This is a genomic window from Sphingomonas sp., from assembly GCF_051962185.1.
In the GTDB taxonomy this organism is placed as follows: Bacteria; Pseudomonadota; Alphaproteobacteria; order Sphingomonadales; family Sphingomonadaceae; genus Sphingomonas.
In genome coordinates this window covers 1-3,351 of record NZ_JBQCCN010000257.1, presented here as the reverse complement: position 1 = coordinate 3,351, position 3,351 = coordinate 1, and the positions used below count along the sequence as shown (strand labels likewise).

Annotated in this window: 4 protein-coding genes and 1 pseudogene; all 5 read right to left on the bottom strand. The window is 63.9% G+C overall.

Annotated features, from left to right (window positions below; translation table 11 throughout):
- Nucleotides 1-194: 194 nt before the first annotated feature.
- Nucleotides 195-800: a TMEM175 family protein gene (locus ACTHJR_RS16425; protein WP_440524325.1), complete on the bottom strand. Its 606-nt coding sequence runs from the start codon at nucleotides 798-800 to the stop codon at nucleotides 195-197.
- A 107-nt stretch (nucleotides 801-907) separates the two neighbouring features.
- The gene (locus tag ACTHJR_RS16420) at nucleotides 908-1,255 is read right to left on the bottom strand and encodes a hypothetical protein (RefSeq protein ID WP_440524324.1); all 348 of its coding nucleotides are present in this window, start codon (nucleotides 1,253-1,255) and stop codon (nucleotides 908-910) included.
- Nucleotides 1,256-1,324: 69 nt separating this feature from the next.
- Entirely contained in the window at nucleotides 1,325-2,344 is a 1,020-nt protein-coding gene (gene ilvC / locus ACTHJR_RS16415) for a ketol-acid reductoisomerase (protein ID WP_440524323.1), read from the bottom strand.
- Between the two features lie 113 nt (nucleotides 2,345-2,457).
- Nucleotides 2,458-2,973 carry an acetolactate synthase small subunit gene (gene ilvN / locus ACTHJR_RS16410; protein WP_440524321.1) on the bottom strand — a complete coding sequence of 172 codons (516 nt, stop codon included), beginning with the start codon at nucleotides 2,971-2,973 and terminating at the stop codon, nucleotides 2,458-2,460.
- Nucleotides 2,974-3,165: 192 nt separating this feature from the next.
- Nucleotides 3,166-3,351 (bottom strand): annotated as a pseudogene (locus ACTHJR_RS16405) (acetolactate synthase 3 large subunit); the annotation flags it as partial.

The window sequence follows — 3,351 nt, the reverse complement described above, 5'->3', positions numbered from 1 at the left end:
CCGCACTTGTCGCCCTCTCCCGCGCGCGGGAGAGGGTTGGGTGAGGGTCTTCTTTCTTCTTTTTTGTCTCGGCATACGCCTGGAAGAAGTAAGAAGACCCTCACCTTCGCACCGCCTTTAGTGGCGGGCCCCTCCCTCTCCCGCAAGCGGGAGAGGGGTTTAGATAAAGGGCGCGGGAATCCCGGCGGTCTCTCCTACTCCCCAAACAGCGCGTCGAGCGGGCTCTTGGGCATGCACCACAGGATCGCAACGATCGCGGCGGCCGCGATTCCCAGCCAGGGCGAGACGAACGTCAGCGCGCCACCCGTTACGTAGATCAGCACCGCCGCGACGCCCTTGCGCGTGGTCCGGCGATGATAGGTTTCGGCTCGTGGCCCTTGCACGCCGGTCACGCGGATGACGTGTTGCAGCGGCACGTAGAAGATGCCGGGAAAGATCATCGACGCCAAATAGACGAGCGTGCCGTCGCGGCTGAAATGCTGTTCGCCGAGATAGGCGGTGGTGAAGGGAATCAGCGATAGCGCGAACAGCAGGCCGAGGTTGAGCCAGACCAACGCGTTGGTCACCATCTTGGCATGGCTGAACAGCCGATGGTGGTTGGCCCAATAAATGCCGACATAGGCGAAGCTCAGCGCATAGGCGAGGAACACCGGCCAGAGCGGGAGCAATTTGTCGAGCCCCGGCGCTTCGGGCGCGTGCAACTCGAGCACCATGATCGTGACGATGATCGCCAGCACGCCGTCCGAGAAGGCCTCGATCCGGCCGACTCCGGGTTTGCCTTCGGTCGCTTCCTCGCTCACTCGGCTTCGAACCCCGCATTGATGACGCGGCCGAAATTATCCGAAACCTGCCGTACGTCCATGCCCATCACGAATTTTGCCGTGCTCGCTGCCGCCGGCCGCGATGATCAGTCGGTATGCTCGAAGCGGATTACGAGATGATAGAACCGGCCGCCGAGCGGGCAGCCTCCAGGCTTCCGTTTGACCAGTCTAAGGCGCTCGACCTGGTTCACCAGCCATGGCCCGCGTTCGTCGCGGAGGCTTGTCCCGCAATCCCGCAAACGGCCGGTGGTGCCGACGCGGCATGTCATGCCTGCGCGGACGTCGGGATAGGGCGGGCGGTCGCGCTGCGGTTCGTTGGTGAAATCGATCGCGAAATGGTCGAGCTTGACCTCTTTCGACGAGATGAAGCGGGGGCAGCGGCGGGCGTGAGCGGGGGCGGCCAGAGCCACCCCCGCCAGCATCGGAACGATCATCGATCTCATCTGTCCGCCGACCTCGAAAGCCGGTGCAAATGATACGATGTTACATTCCGCGGATCAACGTCAGTTCTTGTCCTTGTCGACCAGCTTGTTGGCACCGATCCACGGCATCATCGCACGCAGCTCGGTGCCGACCTTTTCGATCGGGTGCGCGGCGGCGGCCTTGCGCGCGGCCTTGAGCTCGGGCTGGCCGGCGCGATTGTCGAGGACGAAGTTCTTGACGAACCGCCCCGACTGGATGTCGGCGAGCACGCGCTTCATCTCGGCCTTGGTCTCGTCGGTGATGATCCTGGGACCGGTGGTGATGTCGCCATATTCGGCGGTGTTCGAGATCGAATAGCGCATGTTGGCGATGCCGCCTTCATAGAGCAGGTCGACGATCAGCTTGGTCTCGTGGAGACACTCGAAATAGGCCATTTCGGGGGCGTAGCCGGCCTCGACCAGGGTCTCGAACCCGGCCTGGATGAGGTGGGTGATGCCGCCGCACAGCACCGCCTGCTCGCCGAACAGGTCGGTTTCGCACTCTTCCTTGAAATTGGTCTCGATGATGCCCGAGCGGCCGCCGCCGACGCCCGAGGCGTAGGCGAGGGCGATGTCGTGCGCGTTGCCGCTCGCATCCTGGTGGATCGCGATCAGGCAGGGGACGCCGCCGCCGCGGACATATTCGCTGCGCACGGTATGGCCGGGGCCCTTGGGCGCGATCATGATCACGTCGATGTCCGCCGGCGCCTCGATCAGGCCGAAATGCACGTTGAGGCCGTGCGCGAAGGCGATCGCCGAGCCGGGGCGCATATTGCCCTTGAGGTCGTTCTCCCAGATCGCCGCCTGGTGCTCGTCGGGGGCGAGGATCATCAGGATGTCGGCCCATTTGGCCGCTTCCTTGTTCGACAGCACCTTGAAGCCGGCGCTTTCCGCCTTCTTCGCGGTAGCCGAGCCCTCGCGCAGCGCGATCGCGACGTCCTTGACGCCCGAGTCCCGTAGATTCTGGGCATGGGCATGGCCCTGCGATCCGTACCCGACGATCGCGATCTTCTTGGAAGTGATCAGGTTCAGATCGGCGTCGCGATCGTAATAGACACGCATTGGATTCCCTTTCGAACTTAACCGTCATGCCAGCGAAAGCTGGCATCTCATGATTTGATTCCCGTGCGGCGCGAGATCCCGGCTTTCGCCGGGATGACGCGATCTTGCGATCGCTACGCCGCGTCCTTCCCCCGCGAAATGGCGACGATGCCGGTGCGCGCGACCTCGATCAGGCCAACCTCGTTCATCAGCTCGACGAACTTGTCGATCTTGTCGGTGCCGCCGGTGACTTCGAACACGAAGCTCGAGATCGTCGCGTCTACCACGCGGGCGCGATACACTTCGGCCAGCCGCAACGCCTCGATCCGCTGCTCGCCGGTGCCGGCCACCTTGACCAGCGCCAGCTCGCGCTCGACGTGATCGCCCTCGGCCGTCAGGTCGTGGACCTTGTGCACCGGCACCAGCCGGTCGAGTTGCGCCACGATCTGTTCGAGCACATGGCTGCTCGCCGAGGTCACGATGGTGATCCGGCTGACCTGCTTGTCTTCGGTGATCTCGCTCACCGTCAGGCTCTCGATATTATAGCCGCGCGCGGTGAACAGGCCGGCGATCCGCGCCAGAATACCCGGCTCGTTGTCCACGATGATCGCGAGCGTATGCCGCTCGGCTTTCTCTTCCTTGATGTGCATGACTCTAAATCCCCCTCCCGCTTGCGGGAGGGGTTAGGGGAGGGCGTGTCCCCAAACGGTGGCGCTGATCGAACAGGCCCTCCCCCGACCCCGTTCCGGGTAAACGGTCCCCCGGACTGTTTAGGTTGCGCCGGGGGCGCAACCGGCCCGGAGCGCGCAAGCGGGAGGGGAGCTTTTTCGCGACGTTTTCCATCACACCAGCGCCTTGGCTTCGTCGTCGAGCGTGCCCGCGACCTGGTCGGACTGCAGGATCATCTCGACATGCGAGGCGCCCGATGGGATCATCGGGAAGCAATTCGCCAATTGAGCGACGCGGCAGTCGACGATCACCGGGCCGTCATGCGCGAGCATGTCGGCGATGCCCGCGTCGAGCTGCGA